This window comes from Pontiella sulfatireligans, assembly GCF_900890705.1.
In the GTDB taxonomy this organism is placed as follows: Bacteria; Verrucomicrobiota; Kiritimatiellia; order Kiritimatiellales; family Pontiellaceae; genus Pontiella; species Pontiella sulfatireligans.
In genome coordinates, this window is sequence record NZ_CAAHFH010000001.1 from 3,348,283 (window position 1) to 3,367,344 (window position 19,062).

15 protein-coding genes, 1 pseudogene and 1 riboswitch are annotated in these 19,062 nt (G+C 56.2%); of the genes and pseudogenes, 5 read left to right on the forward strand and 11 right to left on the reverse strand.

Annotation, left to right across the window (positions count from 1 at the left end; genetic code table 11):
• Positions 1 to 5: 5 nt before the first annotated feature.
• The 9 genes and pseudogenes from SCARR_RS11785 to SCARR_RS11825 all read right to left on the reverse strand — a co-directional run bounded on the left by SCARR_RS11785 (position 6) and on the right by SCARR_RS11825 (position 10,885).
• Complete coding sequence (locus SCARR_RS11785) at positions 6 to 1,607, reverse strand: hypothetical protein (protein ID WP_136061772.1); 1,602 nt, start codon at positions 1,605 to 1,607, stop codon at positions 6 to 8.
• The gene (locus tag SCARR_RS11790) at positions 1,607 to 3,619 is read right to left on the reverse strand and encodes a TonB-dependent receptor (protein WP_136061773.1); all 2,013 of its coding nucleotides are present in this window, start codon (positions 3,617 to 3,619) and stop codon (positions 1,607 to 1,609) included. The genes SCARR_RS11785 and SCARR_RS11790 overlap by 1 nt, the downstream gene beginning before the upstream one ends.
• 13 nt (positions 3,620 to 3,632) lie before the next feature.
• A complete protein-coding gene (locus SCARR_RS11795) occupies positions 3,633 to 4,625 on the reverse strand; it encodes a PEP-CTERM sorting domain-containing protein (RefSeq protein WP_136061774.1) in 993 nt (330 codons plus the stop codon).
• A 107-nt stretch (positions 4,626 to 4,732) separates the two neighbouring features.
• Positions 4,733 to 4,870: riboswitch (adenosylcobalamin (AdoCbl) riboswitch) on the reverse strand.
• 37 nt (positions 4,871 to 4,907) lie between these two features.
• A complete protein-coding gene (locus tag SCARR_RS11800) occupies positions 4,908 to 6,461 on the reverse strand; it encodes a sialate O-acetylesterase (protein ID WP_136061775.1) in 1,554 nt (517 codons plus the stop codon).
• Positions 6,461 to 7,663 carry a nickel pincer cofactor biosynthesis protein LarC gene (gene larC, locus SCARR_RS11805; RefSeq protein WP_136061776.1) on the reverse strand — a complete coding sequence of 401 codons (1,203 nt, stop codon included), beginning with the start codon at positions 7,661 to 7,663 and terminating at the stop codon, positions 6,461 to 6,463. The genes SCARR_RS11800 and larC overlap by 1 nt, the downstream gene beginning before the upstream one ends.
• 257 nt (positions 7,664 to 7,920) lie before the next feature.
• Complete coding sequence (locus SCARR_RS11810) at positions 7,921 to 8,364, reverse strand: REP-associated tyrosine transposase (RefSeq protein WP_168433258.1); 444 nt, start codon at positions 8,362 to 8,364, stop codon at positions 7,921 to 7,923.
• A gap of 114 nt (positions 8,365 to 8,478) precedes the next feature.
• Positions 8,479 to 9,231 (reverse strand): RadC family protein, encoded by a 753-nt coding sequence (gene radC / locus SCARR_RS11815; RefSeq protein ID WP_136061778.1) that lies wholly within the window; start codon positions 9,229 to 9,231, stop codon positions 8,479 to 8,481.
• A gap of 64 nt (positions 9,232 to 9,295) precedes the next feature.
• A pseudogene (locus SCARR_RS11820) lies at positions 9,296 to 10,370 on the reverse strand (PDDEXK nuclease domain-containing protein).
• A 77-nt stretch (positions 10,371 to 10,447) separates the two neighbouring features.
• A complete protein-coding gene (locus tag SCARR_RS11825) occupies positions 10,448 to 10,885 on the reverse strand; it encodes a dCTP deaminase/dUTPase family protein (RefSeq protein ID WP_136061779.1) in 438 nt (145 codons plus the stop codon).
• Between the two features lie 161 nt (positions 10,886 to 11,046).
• Here SCARR_RS11825 and purN point away from each other — a divergent pair, with 161 nt between their 5' ends.
• From purN to SCARR_RS11840, 3 genes are read left to right on the forward strand one after another with little or no spacing between them, the layout of a single operon-like run.
• Positions 11,047 to 11,655: a phosphoribosylglycinamide formyltransferase gene (gene purN / locus SCARR_RS11830; RefSeq protein WP_136061780.1), complete on the forward strand. Its 609-nt coding sequence runs from the start codon at positions 11,047 to 11,049 to the stop codon at positions 11,653 to 11,655.
• Between the two features lie 27 nt (positions 11,656 to 11,682).
• Positions 11,683 to 12,495, forward strand: coding sequence for a GumC domain-containing protein (locus SCARR_RS11835; protein WP_136061781.1), 813 nt, complete (start codon positions 11,683 to 11,685; stop codon positions 12,493 to 12,495).
• Positions 12,492 to 12,872 (forward strand): hypothetical protein, encoded by a 381-nt coding sequence (locus SCARR_RS11840; RefSeq protein WP_136061782.1) that lies wholly within the window; start codon positions 12,492 to 12,494, stop codon positions 12,870 to 12,872. Before SCARR_RS11835 ends, SCARR_RS11840 begins: the two co-directional genes overlap by 4 nt.
• Before the next feature lie 119 nt (positions 12,873 to 12,991).
• On the opposite strand, the gene ppk2 is transcribed toward SCARR_RS11840, so the two are convergent.
• Positions 12,992 to 13,801 (reverse strand): polyphosphate kinase 2, encoded by an 810-nt coding sequence (ppk2, locus tag SCARR_RS11845; RefSeq protein ID WP_136061783.1) that lies wholly within the window; start codon positions 13,799 to 13,801, stop codon positions 12,992 to 12,994.
• Positions 13,802 to 14,046: 245 nt separating this feature from the next.
• Entirely contained in the window at positions 14,047 to 17,253 is a 3,207-nt protein-coding gene (locus SCARR_RS11850; RefSeq protein WP_136061784.1) for a DEAD/DEAH box helicase, read from the reverse strand.
• A 215-nt stretch (positions 17,254 to 17,468) separates the two neighbouring features.
• On the opposite strand from SCARR_RS11850, the gene panD reads away from it, so the two are divergent.
• Together panD and SCARR_RS11860 are read left to right on the forward strand one after the other, a co-directional pair.
• Positions 17,469 to 17,822, forward strand: coding sequence for an aspartate 1-decarboxylase (panD, locus tag SCARR_RS11855; protein WP_136061785.1), 354 nt, complete (start codon positions 17,469 to 17,471; stop codon positions 17,820 to 17,822).
• Positions 17,819 to 18,964: a THUMP domain-containing class I SAM-dependent RNA methyltransferase gene (locus tag SCARR_RS11860; protein WP_136061786.1), complete on the forward strand. Its 1,146-nt coding sequence runs from the start codon at positions 17,819 to 17,821 to the stop codon at positions 18,962 to 18,964. Before panD ends, SCARR_RS11860 begins: the two co-directional genes overlap by 4 nt.
• Positions 18,965 to 19,062: the final 98 nt, after the last annotated feature.

Here is a 19,062-nt window from a genome sequence, read left to right on the forward strand (position 1 = left end):
AGCGCCTATTGCTCTTCAAACATCAGCCGATAGTAGCGTTTCGCCTCCTCGGCGGTCAACTGAACCTTCAGAGTCATCACATCACCGGCTCCGTCCCGTCCGATAATTTCCGGCACAATATTGGTCCATCCGGCCAAATCCCCGGAGCCTGCAACCCGCGAACGGCCGCGCATCCGGCGGTCCAGCGCATATTCCAAAACAACCGCCGGCCGGCCATAGGCATCGGTGGCGGACGCAATGGCCGGACCGGGCAGCGGGTTTACCGCCATCCAATCCGCTAACGGCACGGGGGCGTTGGACGCCGAGCTTTCCACTATTTCAAAATCGACAAACACATCCGGCGCCGGCGCGGTCGCGGCATCGCCCGGCTGAAAAGCGCGGAGCGTCACGGTTCCGATATCGTTAGCCAGATTCAAGACATGATTGGTTTCGCCGATGCTGACGGTGGCCGGGCCGTCATAGACCTCCAGCTTCACGGGTAACCCGCTGCTGGCATCGGCGTTCACCCGAACGGAGCCACCGCTTTTGATTTGGTTCGCGAGCGGCTCCACAAAAATATGCTGAATCTCCTCCGCCACGCGGAACGACCGCAGCACCGGCGAGGCCGGCGCATAGGTGCCGTTGCCCGGCTGGCTGGCGACCACCTCCACTGTTCCAGTTGCCGTAAACGTCAAAATGCTGCCGAAATTCGTCGCCGAACCGCTCTGCACCGCAAACACCACCGGCAATCCGCTGTCTGCCTCGGCAGAAAGTTCCAGCGACTGAAACGCCAGCTTCTGGTTAGGAATCGGATCAAACGCGATCGACTGCGCGATTCCATTTAAAGGCAACTGGTTAATGACCCCAACCGCATCAAGATCGCATCCCGGACTGCTCGGCTGATTAACGGGATCATAGATAGGTTGGCCAATGGAGTCCGCAGCACTTCCATCACCAACAACATCAATCAGGCGCACATGGGTGATGTTATTCAAATCAAGAAAAGGGAAATTAGTCTTCAACTCATTGGCATATGCATCCGATAAAAAAACAGCATCTGAGGTAAAGCATGCATTGTAGGTGTCCTGAAGCTCGGAAAGGTCGAACGGAGTTCCGTAGCTATGCTTATACTTAGAGGCTAAGCCATAGATTCGCATGGCAACGGGGTTGCCAACATCTTCATTATTCACATAGTTCCGAAAGCGACAAAAATGGATCCCATCGGAGGAAACCTCAACCCAGGCCAGCTCCAAAAACGTATCGTTAAATGCGTTTTCAAATACAGCGAAATCAAAGTCCGGACCATTCATGATCGATTGCGAAAAGGTCAGGGTAATCCGGCCGCCATCGCCAAGGCAGACAATATCTACCGAACCGCCTACGGCCTTCCCAAGCGCCAAATGGGGAGTCATCCACATTTCATCCACACCGCTTCCGTACACCAGGCCGGTATAACCATCGGCCCAACCCGTAAACAACGGACTGTCCTTGTGGATCGCCGTGCTCTGTCCCTCACCGGCTTTCGGAGCAAAGGGATAGAATAGATTCCCGTCATCCGGCCAATAGGTCGCACCGCCGCTTGAAGCGGCAAGCATGAGAAAAATAGAAACCAGCCAAACTTTCATCATTAAAACTCCACCTTAACGCCGCCGTAGAATGCGCGGCCCGAGCCCGGATAGTAGCCGCCGTAGTAGGCGCTGCTCACATAGTCCTTATCCAACACGTTATCGACTTTGCAGTAGAGGCTGAAACGGTCGCAGCAGTAGAGGTCCGCCCGCAGGCCGAAGAGGCCGTAGGGCTTAATCTTCCGAGCGTTATTTCCAAAGTCGCCGCCTTGGTATTGCGACGAAAGCCACGAGTAGGTTCCGGCAAGCCGCAGCGCCGAAATCGGCTCGACCCAAAACGACAGCGAACAGTTGGCCTTGGGCACCAACGGTACCCGGCTTCCGTCGTTGACACCTCCATCAAGCACGGCCCGCACCAGCTCGGCCATTGCCGTCGCGCCATAAAACTCTTTTGAATAGGCTAGTTCCAAATCGGAGCCGTAGCGGTCGGTGGAGCCAATATTTACATTCTCGTTTGCAATTTCGTCGTAGGAAATCTCGTCGTCCATCATCAGATAGAACATCGTGGCAGAAGCGCTCCAAGCCTCGGAGCGGAACTTGCAGCCGATTTCGAAATTGTTGCCGGTTTCCGGATCCAAATCTTCGTTGAGCGGGTCAGCCAGCGGATAGCCTTGGTAGGACGCGGTCTCGTCCAGCGCCGGATAGCGGTAGACCCGGTCGTAACCGGCCCACGCACTCCACTCGTCGGAAGGGCGCCAGAGCACCGAAGCCTCAGCCGCCCAGCCGTGCTTGCTGAAGTCGTCGTCGAACGACGCCTCCTCATCGAGCTCCGGCTCGCCGGGATAGTTTGGATTGGGGATCAGAACCCCCCATGGATTGTCCAGAAACTCTTCTTCTGTGTAGGTGTTGAGCTGCTTGTTTTTCCCGTCGGTGCGGGCATATTCAAACCGCGCGCCGCCACTGATCGAAATGGCGTCGGAGACCGGCTGTTTGGCCCAAAGAAACGGCCCGGCCGTGATGCGGTCGAGATCGGCATCGTTGACCGAGGTCTCGCGGTCGCCGTCAAAATCGAGCGTGTCATAAAAGAGGTCGATGCCGCCGGTGACATACTGATCGTCGTCGCCAAACTTGAGCTTCGGCGAAAACGAATAGCCAAACTGTTTGTTTTTCCCTTGGGAGTCAGTCAGCCGCCAATCGGTGTCCTGCCAGTTGACGCCACCGTTGACCTGAACGTTGCCCCACGCCCGCTCGCTTTCCCACAACCCCGTGAGCAGCGCCGTGTCCGTATCGCTTTTTTCTTTGCCAGCGTTTGCCGACTGCTCCGGATCGTCGCGGTACTGCGCATAGCTGAGCGGTCCGGGAAACTGGTAGTGGTTCTTTCCGCCCGAGATCCGGAACGTAACCGTGTCGGTTTCGCCAAAGTCGGCGCCAAGGCTGGCGTTGGCGTTCTTGCTCCACGAAAGGGCGTTTTCGCGATAGCCCTCCTCTCGCTGATAGTTTACGCCGACATCATAGAACAGGATCCCCGCCCCGCCGGAATAGCGGGCGCCGTATTCCTCGAAGCCAAAACTGCCGACAGAAGCCTTCACATGCCCTTCGGGGTCGCCCCCTTTGCGGGTGGTGATGTTGATAACGCCGGAGAGCGCGTGGTTGCCGTAAAGCACGCCGTTACCGCCGCGCAGCACCTCGATGGATTCAATATCGTCGAGCGGCAGCTGCTGCCAGTCGAAGCCTCCCATGTCGGGACGGTTCATTTTTTGGCCGTCCACCACCACGAGCACGCGCAGGCCGCTGTTTTCGCCGAAGCCGCGCATCGCCAGCTCACCGGCATTGCCCTTTCCGGTGGTCGAGCGGAAGCGGACGTTGGCCTCCTGCCGCAGCAGGTCGGGCATGCTTTGCGCGTGCGACCGCTCAATGGCGGCGCGATCAACCACGGTGGCGGAGGCCGGCACATCGAGCACGTCCACCGCCACCGCATCCAGGCGCGAAGCCGATACCACAATGGCATTGTTGGTTCCCGCAAAAGCAGGAGCCACAACGGCCAAAGCGGCAATAAGCTGCACCCAAAACGGCATCGGTCACTCCATGCTAGCGGATCATGTATTTGCGGCGTTTACGGAACGCGGCCATGCAGCCGAATCCAACCCCCATCAATGCAACCGTGCCCGGTTCGGGAACGGCCTGATAGATCCCATCCGGGTCGCTGACGTAAATATCGCCGTTGTAGTTGCGCACGGTGGTCATGCGTCCATCCGACTCGGCCAACACCGAGGAAGTCCCCAAATAGGCGCCGGAGACATCGATATCAAATTCAACCAGCTTTGAGTTGCTGCCGAAAGCCGTCAGCGAAGCCACGAGGTTTCCATCGTCGTCAAAGTCCATGCCGGTTGCCCCATCGAGGCCGTAGCTGTTAAAGTCGATGAATTCATGGAGGGCCGCGTCGCCGAGCTGCGTTCCGGCAATGGCGCCGGCGATTTCTGCAGCATCGTATTTATAGATTTTCCCATCGGTGTATCCGGCGGAATAGAAAAGGTTGCCATTGGCATCGAAGGTAATCGGCCCGGAGGGCGAGCCCATCTGGCCGAGCGTGACCAACGGGCCGGCCAGGTTTCCTGATGCGTCCAGAGCGGAATAGTAAAGCTGGTTGTTCCAGCTGCCGTCCGCGCCGGAAATATAGAGGCCGCCGTTGTGGAACGTATAGCCCCATGCATTGTTCTGCTGAAAGACCTGGCTGGGTGCACCGCCGCCAGCAACGTCGTATTTATAGAAGGCATATTCGCTGCCGTTGTCGAAATAGATGTGGTTGTCGTTATGAGCAACCCAGGTGCCCGCAAACGCACTGGCGCTGTAGATGGTGGATAAGCTTCCGTTGTATTTGTAGACCTTCGTTTCCGCGGCCCAGTTGTTGTCGCCTTCCATCCAGTACAGGTTTCCTGCGCCATCCCAGTCATAGCTGGAAATATTTTTCCCGGCAAAGGGGTTGCTGTAGTACGCGACCGCAGCCCCCGAGATAATTGATGCCGTCGCAAGCTGGCAGGAAATTCCGGCAGTTGCCACAGCGATAATAAGCGTATTCTTCATGTTTTCATTCCCTTTGCCTGTAAATCGCAGGCCCGTTTATCTATTCAACAACCCCCTTTCGCAGGCGCAAAAAAACCGCCCGGAAACTCCGGGCGGTTAAAAGCCGTTTGAGCCTCCTTTAGTGCGAAAGAGTCCAATATTTCGAAGGGCTGAAAGTTCTGGCTTCGGGAGGGATCCCGTTACAGTTGCGCTACAGCGCCGGACTTGCACCGGCTTCCATCAGATTCTTCGAGAAGCACGCAAACTATGCGCCCTCCCTAGGCATGTCAATTGACAAAAAAGTTATTCTCCGGTCGGCGCCCAATCGTCGGTGCGGAACGGCGAGGCAGGGAAGCCTTCCTTGTTGAACAGGTTGCATCCAACAGGGTTGTCCGCCCATGCATAGCGTACGGCAACGGGATCGGCCACCTCTGTCGAGCTTACAACCACGGCGCCATCGACAATGGCCGCCTGCGCCGCCACAAACTTCTGGTCTGCGCCCGCAATAGCGAAGGTTTTCAGCGGCGTTCCGCCCTGCTCCACCAAGCCGGAACCAATATCGTCGAATTTAATGGCGATCTTGTTGCCGTCCTTCTTCATCGACTTATAGATGGGTCCGCCCGCCACGATGTCCTTGCCGTAGGTCTTGGCCAGCGCCTGCTGCGCGAGGCGGTAACCCACGGCCTGCTTGTTGGTCGGGTGAATGTTTTTCTCCATGCCGATATCAATCGTGACGGCGATCCCGGCGTTCGGAACCTCCTTGTGGAAGTTCAGGAAGCTCTCGCGGATGAACACCCAGCCGGTATCTTCCACCGGAGCCACCTGCGGCTTTTTATAGTTCACCAGCTGGACGGCATAGAACGGAAACTTGCTGCCCCAATCCTTGCGCCACTCGGTTGCGAGGTTTTCGAGCAGGTCGCGATAGAGCATCGCTTCTTTAATCGAATGGGCATTGGCTTCGCCTTGGTACCAAATGGCGCCGCGGATGCCGTAGGGCACAAACGGGTTGATCATCGCGTTGTAGAGGTTCGCAGGATAGTTCTGGGACTTGTGCGGGTGAGTGCTCTTCTTTGGTTTCTTTGGACCCTTCTTTCCGTTGGCTTTCGCCTTTTTCACGGCAGACTCCCACTTTGCCACAGCCTCGACATACTGCTTCTTTGATCTCTCTTCTGTAAAGTTTGCCGCCCATTGATCCTGTTTGGCCTTAGATTCCATGACCAAAGGGAATTGCTCCAGCGAGGCCATCGGGCTCCAGGATTCAATGCGGGTTCCGCCCCAGCTGGTGTGGATCAGCCCAACGGGAACATCAAGCTCCTGCTGGATTTCGCGTCCAAAGAAATAGGCCGCGGCGGAAAACCCGCCGACGGTTTCGGGCGTGCAAACATTCCAGGCGCCTGTGCAGTCATCCAACGGCTCAAGGCTCACATTGCGTTCGTTAATAAACATGCGGATCAGCGGGTGGTTGGCCGCCGCCTGTTCCTTTTCAAAATTATCTGACTTGCCCACGGTCATCGCCATATTCGACTGCCCGGAGCAAAGCCACACTTCGCCAACGAGAATGTTTTTTATGGCCTTGGATTCCGTACCGGAAGTGATTTTAAGCACCTTTGGCTCAGCCGAAGCCTTCATCTTCTTAAGCTTCACCATGAACCTTCCGTCTTTGCCGGCCTTGGCGATCTTCTCCTGTCCGCCGAACGAAACGGTCACTTCAGCGCCCGGATCCGCCCAGCCCCACACCGCCACCTTTTGATCGCGCTGCAGCACCATTCCATCCGAAAACACCACCGGAAGCCTCAGCTCCGCCCATGCGGAACCCACAGCCAAAAATGCAATAATTCCAATCATCCAAACTTTCATTACGTTACCTCATTTCCTTTGATTGCCACTCGATAGACCTCTTTAACCGCCACACCGTTCTTCTTTGCCAGCTTTCGGCAGTCCTCGATTTCGGGAGACTCAGTAACCACCTCCCCGTTGCGTCTGCCCACTTTAACCTGCACGTCGCCGTACGGAGTGGTCACACTCTTAAAACTACGATCCAGCACCGTGCGTTTGGACAGGTGCTCGCGAATGCCGAACGTGGTGGACTCGCGGAAAACGAGGTCGAGCATCGCGGATCGATCGGCAGGCAGGCACAGCACCGTCAGCAAAATGCCCGGGCGCTGCTTCTTCATAGAGACCGGCATGGTGAATACATCGAGCGCGCCCGCTTCGAGCAGCTGATCGAACAGGCAACCCACTAATTCCGGCGTGGTGTCGTCGAGATTGCACTCCAGCACGAGGCATTCGTCGGCCGTCTGATCCTCCGCCGCTTCATAAAGCGTAGCGCGCAGCAGGTTTGGACGGCTGTTGAGTTTGCGATGCCCAAAGCTGTAGGCCGTCTTGACCGCACGACTGCCAACCGAGGGAACATCCGCAGTGCGCCACGCCGAAAGGAGCGCCGCGCCGGTCGGTGTGACCAGCTCGAACGGCTCATCGACTTCCTGCACAGGAAAACCTTCGAGCAGACGCAGCGTCGCCGGCGCGGGATTGGGATAGGTTCCATGGGCGCATTCAATTGTGCCGTGCCCTTGGGGAAGATTGCGGATCGAGACGCCATCCACGCCCAACTTATGCAATGCGAGGCAACACCCGACAATATCGACAATCGAGTCCATCGCCCCCACTTCGTGAAAATGAATCTTTTCAATATCAATGCCGTGGATCGCCGCCTCCGCTTCGCCGATGCGCCGGAACACGTTCGACGCATTCGCTTTTACCGGCTCAGGAAGCGCGCTCTCCCCAATCAACTTGAGGATCGTGCTTAGGTGGCGACCATGGTGGTGGCCATGGTCGTGGTCATGATGGTGGTGATGCTCGTGCAGCTTCACCTTTGCGCGAACGCCGCTCATGCCCTGCTCCACCACCTCGTCGACAACGATCTCGAAGGGATCCACCTTGAGCGACTTTAGCTCCTCGTTCAACTCATCGACCGAAACGCCCAATCCAATCAGCGCGCCGAGAATCATATCCCCGCTCGCCCCGCCAATGCTTTCAAAATGCAGTGTCTGTTTATTCATAGTTCTCGAGATAATGACAGGTTTAAGAATCCACGCCAAGCCCGCCAATATGCATTTCCGCCACAAGTGGGGTCGAAGCCCCGTCCTACACGCGTCAGGTGTAGCCGAGGTCCCCGACCTCGGACCGTACGTACCGCGTAGCCTATCCAGCGAATGGCGGGATCCCCCGCCCTACACCCCCGTCATGTGTAGCCGAGGTCCCCGACCTCGGACCGTACGCACCGCAGCCTATCCACCGAATGACGGGATCCCCCGACCTACACGTAATGGATATGACCCGCAAATTCCCACTCGTCCGCATTAGAAACCAAGCCGGCCCGCACCGGATTCTGCCGCACATATTCCCCTTTCTCAGAATACGATTCATCCGAACGGATCAGATGATCGAAAAACTCCCGTTGCCATAGTGGCGCTTCGACACCGAGCAAAGGGCAAATTTCCTTGGCGCTCCATTGCTTCCATGAACCGATCATTTTCGACAGCGGGGTGCGGCTCTCGGCATCCGCACAAAAGAAATGCACATGGTCGGGCATAGCCACATACGACCCAATTGCCCAGCCATAGAGCTCAAAAGACTTCATCCAGTGAACGCGGAGAATTTCGTGAATGGTCGGACTGGCCAGAACCCTGCGCCGATCATGAGTGCAAACCGTGATGAAATAACGCGGATGCGATTGATAAATCACACTTAAACGCTTCAAATGCTTTCTCTCCGGCATATCACCTCCAACATGTTATTCGCAACCAACCCACCGCAAGCGGGGTCGCGGCCCCTGCCCTACACGCGTCGTCCTCGACCTCGGAGAGTTGGTGCATCAGCCAAATTTAACCAGCCCCGCTTCGCGAAGGCTGAGGAAGTCGGTTGAGTTGTGGTATTTTCGGTGGCCGATGACAATATGGTCGAGCACCTTGATGCCCATCACTTCGCCGGCCCCGATGAGCTGTTTGGTAATTTTAATATCCTCGGACGAGGGTGTCGGGTCACCGGAGGGATGGTTGTGCGCCAAAATCATGGCGGCGCACCGGCACTCGACCGCCTTGGCAAACAATTCGCGCGGGTGCACGAGGCTGCTGTTGAGCGTGCCCTGGCTGATTTGCTTCGGCTCGCCAATCAGCCGGTTTTTGGAGTCAAGCATCAGCGCCCAGAACACCTCATGCTGAAGAATCCGGGCGCGTTCGCGCAACACGGCGGCCGCCTGCTCGGGCGTGACCACCATCGGGCTCTCGCCCACGCTCTCGCGGGTGAGCCGTTGCGCCAGTTCCATCGCCGCCTTGATCATCTGCGCCTTGACCGGACCAATGCTATTGACGGCCTGCAACTCCTGCACCGATGCCTTGGCCAAAGCGGTGAGTGAGCCGAAAGCCGAGAGCAGCCGTTGCGAAACCTCGACCACGTTCATGCCCCTGGTTCCCGTACGAAGAATCAGCGCCAGCAACACGGCGTCGGAAACGTTCTCCGCCCCCACCCGCTCAAACTCCTCGCGCGGCCGAAGCTGCACGGGCATATCGCACACCCGCAACGCTTCCAGCTTTATCGAATATTCGAGCTTCTCAGATTTATCAGCCATTGGAAAACTCCTGATAAGTGACGATTGAGGCGTGATTACATAAGAATCACGTCTCACGACTCAATCATCCATATTTCAACGCACTCTCTTCAATCCGCATCCGCTCTTTGCGCAACTCCGCCTCCAATTGCTCCTTGGTCGGCAGGGCAAGCTGATACTTTGCCGCAAAAATCTGATCATTCTCTTCGCCTAGGATGTAGCGAACCACGGCATCGTTCTTTTCGGTGCAGAGCAACAGCCCCACGGTCGGATTGTCATCCTCACCACGCACCTCGCGGTCGAAATAGTTCACATACAGCTGCATCTGCCCCACATCGCCATGCGTCAGCTTTTCAAGCTTGAGATCCACCACCGCGTAGCACTTCAAACGGATATGATAGAAAACCAAGTCGGGGTAGAAATGATCGCCCTCCAACGTGATACGCATCTGCCGGGCAACAAACGCAAACCCGTTGCCGAGCTCCAGTAGAAATTGCTGGAGCGAGCCGATCAGCGCGTTTTCCAACGCGGTCTCGGAAAGTTCGTGCGACTCCGGCAGGTCAAGGAATTCCAGCACATATGGATCCTTTATGATATCGATGGGCTTCAACACCGGAGGAGCCTCCGCCAACCGAGCCTGCATCGCTTCCTGATCCTTGCTTTTGAGCAGCCGTTCGAAAAACAAGGAATGGATTTGGCGCTCCAACTGCCGGACACTCCAACTATTGGAAGCCGCTTCGCGTTCATAATATTCCCGCGCCGCCGGATGCTCTACCCTCATTAGCGCCCGATAATGCGACCAACCAAGCGATGGCATAAATCCTGCCGAATTCGTCACACAGTGTGTGACGAATTCGGCAGGATGAGTGCCAAAACACGGATCCCTTTCTTGGAAAGCAAGATAGAACAACCGGAATAGTTTTTAGATTGGTTGCAGAAAATCCTTTCCCAAAACGATGGTTCAACTGGCTAGATAACTGATCAATCAACTCACCTGCATAGCCCGCCCGCTTCCCTCCAGCCTGAACCTCCTCCACTATCTCACGACCGATCAGCCAATAGGCGGCAACCATCTCGGAGTTGACGGAACGGACGACGTTCGTGCGAGCGGTTTCAAGAATTGAAATGACTCGCACGAACAAATCGGCATTCCCATTGATGAGGGGGTCCCCAGACACTGAAAGCTCTCCTTGTTTAAAACAAGACTTAGCTTATCAGCGCGCAATACACAATCTGTTTATTTCCCCGTAGAGCCAAACCCTCCCGCACCACGGGTGGTTTCGGTCAGCTCATCGACCATTTCATAATAGATCGACGTGCAGTCGCAGGCGACGATCTGGAAAAGGCGCTGGCCTTTTTCAGCGGTATAGGTGAAATCCTTAATGTTGTCGCACATGGCCATCAGTTCACCGCGGTAGCCTCCGTCGATGAGGCCGATGGAGTTGGCAAGGCGCAACGGAGTTTTGGAAATGCTGGAGCGGGGCATGAGATAGTAGGCGCGTCCGTCCTCCGGCTCGCAGGCGATGCCGAGCTTGATCGGCTTGGTTTCGCCGGGCTCGATGACAAAGTCTTCGAGCACGTAGAGATCGAGTCCGGCGTCGCCTTCGTGGAAGTGGCCGTGGTCGGAGTAGATTTCGCGTGCGTTTTCATTAAGCGGCTTAATTCTTAAATACATAGCATAGTCCCTGTGTTTGGTTGTTAAAAATCCTGATGATATTATCCATTCCGCCAGAATTCTTAAACCACGAAATACACGAACCACACGAAAACCATCCTTTCCTTCCTTTCGTGTATTTGGTGTATTTCTTGATTCATCCATCATTGAAGGGGAATTATATGTTGAAGCTAGCCATTTTTGGATCGGGATCGGGCACCAACTGCCAGGCAATTATTAATGCGATAGAAGCGGGAACGCTGGATGCAGAAATCAAGTGTGTACTGGCAGACAGCGAGGATGCCTATATTCTGGAGCGCGCCCGTCAGCACAACATTCCGGCGATCTATTTCGACTGCGCCCCGTTCAAGACCAAGCTCGATGGCGAGGCCGAGCAGAAGGTTCTCCAAACCCTGACAGACCACGACGTAAACTTTATCGCACTCGCCGGCTTCATGCGGATTGTGAAGGACGGCCTGCTCAACGCCTACGCCGGACGGATGATCAATATCCACCCCTCTCTGCTGCCCAGCTTTCCCGGCCTCGACAGCGGCAAGCAGGCGTTCGACTATGGCGTTAAGTTTACCGGTTGCACCGTCCATTTTGTGGATGCGGGCGTCGACACCGGCGCGGTCATCAACCAAAAGTGCATCGCCATCGAAAACGATGATACGCTCGACTCTATGATGGATAAGCTCCACGCACAGGAGCACATCGCCTATCCCGAGGCGCTGCAATGGATCGCCGAAGGCCGCATCCAGCTCAACGGCCGGCGCATCACACTCAAATAAGTTCCAAGGATTGGACGAGTGGAATCGATGACAAACCGAATCCACATCGTCATGACGAGCGTCATCCTTAGCGTTCTGGAAGGAACGCCCAACGCCTACCTGAAAACTGTCGAAGAGCCCCTTTACGCAGCGACCGCTCGAATATCTGTATTCGATGACAGCCCTGCGGCCAATCCCGAGTTTGTGCGCACCCAAATAGCAATCTTGCAATCCGAACCTATCCAGATCGAGGTAATCAACCGCCTAGACCTCCGGAAAACGTGGGGAAAGAACGGCGCGGAGCTGCCACTCGCCGAAACCTTGCAGACGCTCAAAAATTGCACTCAAATCTACCCGCATGCCGATACGTCGTTGATTGCCGTTTCAGTGAAACGAAGCGACCCAAATGAGGCGGCAAAGATCGCAAATGAAATCGCCAATACCTCTCGGGATTCGCGCTTGGACATTCTCCTCGAGAACGCACGGCGCAAGAATGAAATATTGGCCAAGGTTCTCAAGGATCAACTCAAACGCGTAGATGAGGCCAAACAAACCGTTGAACAGATCAAAAAAGAACACTCCGATCAGGGTGTTGAAAGCGGAAGAAGCGCCGAGGTGGATAAAATCCAGTTGCGCCAAATCGAAACGGATCGATTAATGGCCCAGCTCCACATGACCAAAAAAGCTGAGTTGCGGCAAATGATCGAATCGGAAAAGGACAAAAAGCTAATCGACAGGGCATCACGCTTAAAACCGACAGACACGTTTATTTCATCCCTCATCGAACAACTCCAGGATGTTAAAAAAAACAGCAACTCCAGCTGGACGACGCTAATTACGGCGAAGAGCACCCGGAAATGAAACGGGCCAGAGCACAAAAAGAAGCGCTGGAAAAAGCTTTAAACCGGCATATGCAAAACGTGGAAGAAGGCTTGGAAGCCGAGTACCAACTGGCGAAGAACAACTTCGATAGCTTGAACGCTATGGCAGCCGATATCCATGCCAGATACACCCCCTCGCACCTAGCCCAGCTTCGCCCCCTTCGCATTGCTCAGGCAAACCTAGAGTCGGAGGAGTTCATCTACAAATCTCTTAAGGACAAATTGCGTCAGGAAAAGATCATTCTTGAAATCCCGCGCAATCCGGTTGAGATCATCGACGCTGCCAAACCGAGCAATCGGCCGGTTAATCGCCAACGCTCTGATTCATCGGCTAAAAATCGGCAGACGCGGGGATAGGGTCAGTCCTTGAAGGCAAAGGGTCAGCCCGTGAATTGTAGCATTTTATCCGCTTTTCCCTCTGGAAGCCGACCTGTAAAAACTCCGCATCACCCCGCTCTTCACCTAAAAAGCTCTTTTCAGAATTTTTCGGGGATGAGTTTGAAGGGGTAATCCTTCTCTTTGTATTTTTTGCCGATCTTTCGCTCGGGCAGCTCGACGGGATCCTCTTTGATCTCCTTGTAGTCAACGCAGCTGAGCAGGTGGCTGATAATGTTCAACCGCGCGCGCTTCTTGTCGTCGGAGTGCACCACATGCCACGGCGCCCAAGGAGTGTCGGTGGCGACAAACATGTCGTCGCGGGCCCGGGTGTACTCGTCCCAGCGGGTGTAGGATTTAATGTCCATCTCGGATAGCTTCCAGACTTTGCGCGGGTCGTCGATGCGGTCGTTGAGTCGCTTGGCCTGCTCTTCGGGGCTGACTTCGAGCCAGTACTTGATCAGGATGATGCCCGAATCAATCAGGGTTTTTTCCAGAGAGGGAATAAGCTCAAGAAACTTGAGGGACTGCTCTTCGGTGCAGAAGCCCATCACCCGTTCAACGCCGGCGCGGTTGTACCAGCTGCGGTCGAAGATGGAAATTTCGCCGCCGGCTGGAAGATGCGGAATGTAGCGCTGGGTGTAGAGCTGGGTTTTCTCCCGGTCCGTCGGGGCGGGAAGCGCCACCACGGTGAAGATCCGCGGGCTGACCCGTTCGGTGATGGCCTTGATGGCGCCGCCTTTCCCTGCGCCGTCGCGCCCTTCGAAGACGATGCAGATTTTGAGCCCTTTCTTAACCACCCACCGCTGCAGCTTGACCAGCTCGCCATGGAGCTTCTCCAACTCGCGGTCATACTCTTTTCTGCCCAAGGTAGTTTTGCCCTTTTCTTCCTTGTCCTTTTTCTTGCCCATCACATGCCTCCTTTAAGGGATCTATCTTTGTATCGCCGGAAAATGCATAAACTGTTTTAGCGGCACTTGTTTGCGACAGAGCCGCCTTGGACTGCGCCCAACGTAGCGAGATAATTTTGTGCAGCAAAATAATAACCTAATGAAATGGTTCACAACCGTCTCCGCTTTCAAAGCGCCGACGGGGTCGGGCGCACTCCAAAGCACTTCGTGCAATCCAAGCATCCACCAATCCAGTCTTCCAACCCCTACAGGTTCAGCAGCTCCTGCACGTCTTCCCACGTCAGCTTTTGCATGACCTGCTCGTCTGTGGTGAGGGTGGCGTCGATGACCACCTTCTTGCGCCGCTGCATGGCGAGAACCTTTTCTTCGACGGTACCCTTGGTGATGAGCTTGACGCTGTAGACGGTGCGCTTCTGGCCGATGCGGTGGGCGCGGTCGGTGGCCTGATCTTCAACGGCGGGGTTCCACCAAGGGTCGAAATGGATCACCATGTCGGCCCCGGTAAGATTGAGGCCGGTGCCTCCGGCCTTGAGACTCATCAGGAACACGGGGATGGAGTGGTCCTTGTTGAACTTGCGGACGACATCCTGGCGGTCCTTGGTGCTTCCATCGAGATAAGTATACTTGATTTTCCGCTCGTCCATTTCCTGCTTAAGGATCGCCAGCATGGAGGTGAACTGGCTGAAAACGAGAACACGGTGCTTGCTGTCGATTGCCTCGTTGAGCAACTCGAAGAAGAGCTCCATCTTGGCGGACGGGTGCTTGCTCTTGACGCCGTCGAGTTTGAGCAGGTCGATATGGTTGCAGGTCTGGCGCAGGCGCAGGAGCGTCTTGAGAATTTCCATCCGGCTCTTGTTGAAGCCTTCCTTCTCGACCATCTCGGCAATCTTGTTTTTGGATTCTGCGAGCAGCGATTTGTAGACCTTGTGCTGGTCCGCCGTGAGCTTGCACGGCGCGATGCGTTCGATCTTCGGAGGCAGGTCCTTGGCGACGTGCTTCTTCATGCGGCGCAGCAGGAACGGATGCAGCTTGCGGCGCAGCTTGGCCTGGGCATGTTCGCCGGCGTTGCCGCCGTTGAGGATGGGCAACTCGTAGAATTCGCGGAAATCCTTGTGGTGGCCGAGATAGCCGGGCATCAGGTAGTCCATGATCGACCATAGGTCGGTCACGCCGTTTTCAACCGGCGTGCCGGTGAGCACCAGCCGGTGGTCGGCCCGAAGCTTTTTGGCGGCCAACGCATTCTGGGTGGTGCGGTTCTTAATGTGCTGAGCCTCGTCCAAAATGGCGATCGAATAGACGCTTTCGAGATGCTTTTCAATGTCGCGCCGCATCAACGCGTAGGACGTGATGACCAGATCAGACTTTGGAATCTGCTTCCACTTGCGGTGGCGGTCGGTGCCGTGGAGGGAGAGCACCTTTAAGTTGGGGGTAAACTTGGCGGACTCTTCGCACCAGTTTTCCACCAGGCTGGTCGGACAGATGAGCAGGGCCGGCTTGCCCTGATGGTTTGCGTCGGTGCGGCCGAGCTGGATCCAGGCCAGCGTCTGCAGCGTTTTGCCCAAGCCCATTTCATCGGCCAGAATCCCGCAAAAGCCGCGGTTTTCAAGAAAGCGGAGCCAGTTGACGCCTTCATACTGATAGGAGCGCAGCGTTCCATTGAGCTTCGGGTGGAGTTCGACCGGTTCAACCCGGTCCTGGGCGTTTTGCTGCTGGGCGCGTTCCAGCCAAGTGGGCGTAGCCTTGATGCCGATGCCGTCGAGCGCAGTAAGCGACGACTGGACATAACTGCCGTAGATGCCGCTCAAGCGGAAGGAGCCGGGCTTGTCGCCGGTTCCCACTGCGCAGTCCTCGAAGACTTCGCGTGCCTGCAGGATGGCGTCGCCGTCGAGCAGAACAGTGCGGCCGTTGCGCTCGATGAATGAGTCGCCCTTCATCAGCGCACGCTGGATGTCGCGCTCGGAAATGCTGCCGGTGCCCACATCATATTCATAACTGACATCAAAATAGTCGCCGGAATCGGATTCATCGACATGGACGATGGGAACGGCATAGTCGGCCTGTTCTGCAAAAGGCTTTACGCGCCCTTCGAGCTCGACCTGCCAGCCGAAGCGGCGGATCTGCGGGACGCCGGTTCCCAGAAAATTAAGCACTTCGCGCGGTCCGACAATGTTGCGCAGCGTATCCCCCGCCCGGCCGACAAAACCGACGACTTCGAGCTTTTCAACGGCTTCCTTTTCGGCCGCCATGTTGCGGATGCGGTAGCGGAGCAGATCCTTTGGATCGGGGATGGCGAAGTTGCCGCGCATGTCGGCGCGGCCGGCCACTAGCTCGACTTCATCGTTGTAGCGCGCATAGAGCGTCGCCGCCAGCGAAGCCGGACTGCCCTTCACCACCAGACGGAACGTCGGCTTGGCCGGCTTCATGAAGAACAGGTCGGACGTTATGTCGGTTCGAACCGCCATCAGTTTTTCGACCTTCGGCAATTCGGTCATCAAAAAAGACGGAACCTCCTCGCGCGGAATGACCATCCGGCCTTGATAGATCTCTTGGAACGACTTCGGCAGAACCTGACTGATCGGCCAAAACTGCCCAGCACTGAACACCCAGCCCGAGCTTTGGCCAATGATATAGACCGGGAAAAGCTCCGTCTGCCCGTCGGGAAGCGCCACCGCAACGTTGAGCAGCAGCTCGCCGTTCTCGCGGTTCATGTCCATTTCCATCACGGAATCGAGCATACCCTTATTGACCAGGCATCCCTTTTTCTGCCCCTTCAGATGAATGACCTTGCCGTGGTGCAGGCGCAGGATGTTGATCAGGTCATAAATGGAAACCTGCAGCCCGCTTTTGAGTGCGCCGCCGCAAATGTCTTCCAGCACGTAGAGGATGCTTTCATCGCGGTGGGTGAATGAAAGCGGCATATTGTCCGGAACATCGCTGGCCGGTTTGCGGGTGCCGTCATACTCGACAGAAACATGCAGGCCGATCCGCCTGGCCTTCACCTGATCCTGCCAGCCCTCGGCCAGCTCAACAACGAGATTCGCCTTCACCGCGTTGGGATCGCTTTTTTTCACCCGCTGGATGCGGCTGCCGCCCGAGGCCTTGGCAATGCGGTCGATGCGGCGCTGCTCGTCCGCCGCCTTTTTCTTGCGCGCCGGGTCGGAGTGGAGGCGGATGACCTCCAACCCCATGGCGACCAGATGCGAGCAAATCAAGCCGCGTTCCTGGTTGTCGCGGCACGGGCAGTGGTTTTCAACCAGCCCGTTTTTAAGCACCTCGAACTTGCTGCGCATGCCGCGCGGACCGAGATTCAACGTGCCGGTAATGAAGGGGTGCTCAAAGGTTACCTTTTCCACGACCCCGCGCTCGAACAAAGCCTTGCCGTCGCGAAAAGCGCGCCAGCCGGCCCAATCCTTCAGCTTTTTCTCGGTATATGGAATCTTATCACTCATCATAGGTGGTTCTGCCTGTCAGTTAAAAATGGAGTCCATTCTCGCCGCTTTTCTCAAGAAAGCCACAACAAATTGCGGTTTTTGCTGAAAAGAATGAGAAACTCCAGCAACACAGGCGAGATCGTTCAACGTTTCGCCGGAAATCGGCTCTAACTAAGGGTTGACGCAAGCGAAGAACGGGCACCATTATGCGCGCCGTTTGAACCAAAGGAAAAGCCATGCAGCGGATCATGAAAAAATCGAAGATACACACGGCCACCGTTACGGGGCTAGAACTGTATTATGAAGGCAGCGTCACCATCGACCGCAACCTCATGGACATGGCCGACATGCTGCCAGGCGAACAGGTGCAGATCGTCAACCTCAACAACGGCCAGCGCTTTGTCACCTACACCATTTCCGGCGAACGGGGCTCCGGCGTGATCGAACTCAACGGACCGGCCGCGCGGCTCGCCGCCGTCGGCGACAAGGTCATCATCATTTCCTACGGCAATTACGACGACACCGAGGCCAGAACCCTCAAGCCGATTGTCGTGTTTGTTGATGAAGACAACCGCCCCGCTCAGAAATGAGCGGCTACCTCTACCAAACCACCGGCCAATATTTCGGGCAACTTGCCTCCGGCGCCGAATCCTGCGGGGAGGCGGAGCTCAAGGAGCTCGGCGCCACCAAAATCAACAAAGGCTACCTCGGCTATTATTTTTGCGCCGACCAGCGGACCATCTATAACTTGGTCTACCGCTCGCGCATCTTTTCGCGCATCCTCGCGCCGCTCCTCGCATTCGACTGCCATTCCGAAAAATATCTCTACAAAACCGCGCAACAGATCGACTGGACCGATTTCCTGACGCTGACCAAGACGTTTGCCATCACCTCCAACGTGGCCGACAGCAACATCCGCAACTCGCAGTATGCCGGCCAGATCTTCAAGGACGCCATCGTCGACCAGTTCCGCACCAAAACCACCGAGCGCCCCGATGTCGACACGCGCAACCCCGACCTGCAGCTCAACCTCTACATCCACGAAAACAAGGCGCGCATCAGCGTCGATCTCGGTGGAGGCTCGCTGCACAAACGCGGCTACCGCACCGAATCCGTCGAAGCGCCCATGCAGGAAACCCTCGCCGCCGCCATCATCCGCCTCTCCGGCTGGAACGGCGAACGACCGCTCTACGACCCTTTCTGCGGCTCCGGCACCCTGCTCTGCGAAGCCTTTATGAAAGCCGGCAACATTCCCGCCGCCTACCTGCGCCACAAGTTCGGCTTCCTGCGCCTGCCCGACTTCGACGCCGCCGTCTGGAACCAGGTCAAAACCAAAGCCAACAACGAAACCGTCGATGTACCGGAAGATTTAATCAAAGGCAGCGACGTCAGCGCCGACGCCGTCAAGGCCGTACGCGCCAACCGCAACGAGCTCCCTGAGATTGGAGTCATCAAGGTGCGCCGTTCCGACTTTCAATCGCTCGAAGGATTCAGCAACACCACCATCGTCACCAATCCCCCCTACGGCATCCGGATGGGCAACACCGAAGAAGTAGCCGGCCTGCTCAAAGAATTCGGCGACTTCCTCAAGCAAAAATGCACCGGCTCCACCGCCTTCATCTACTACGGCGACAAAGCCCTCATGAAAAAGCTCGGCCTCAAGCCCGAGTGGAAGCATCCCCTCCGCGCCGGCGGCCTCGACGGCGTCCTCTGCAAATACGAGCTCTATTGAGGAAATGCTCGTAGTTCCGCCTTCAGGTGGCCAGTGATGCCAGGTTGCACCAACCGCCAAAGAAAAAAGCAATTCGCTTGATAATTCATTTTCATGAC